This is a genomic window from Marimonas arenosa, assembly GCF_030848945.1.
GTDB classification, from domain to species: Bacteria; Pseudomonadota; Alphaproteobacteria; order Rhodobacterales; family Rhodobacteraceae; genus Marimonas; species Marimonas arenosa.
In genome coordinates this window covers 1-239 of record NZ_JANHAX010000018.1, presented here as the reverse complement: position 1 = coordinate 239, position 239 = coordinate 1, and the positions used below count along the sequence as shown (strand labels likewise).

The following is a 239-nucleotide window of genomic DNA, read 5'->3' as shown; positions in this document are numbered from 1 at the left end:
ATTGGTGCTTTTTTTGAATATAATTATGACAATTTAGATAATTTAAATCTTACTGCGGGCGTACGTGTAGATCAGCATAATTTATTGGGTTTTTTCGTAACTCCTAGATTGCATTTACGCTATACTCCTTGGGAAAAAGCTGCTTTTAGAGCTTCTGTAGGTCGAGGAAAACGTAGTGCTAATATTTTTGCTGAAAATCAACAGATGTTTGCTACTTCTAGAGCTATTAATATAGTGAA

At 33.5% G+C, this 239-nt stretch carries 1 protein-coding gene; it reads left to right on the top strand.

Annotated elements, in window-relative coordinates; genetic code table 11:
• The coding region (locus tag NO357_RS21300) for a TonB-dependent receptor domain-containing protein (RefSeq protein WP_306737778.1) at nt 1-239 on the top strand (239 nt) is incomplete at both ends.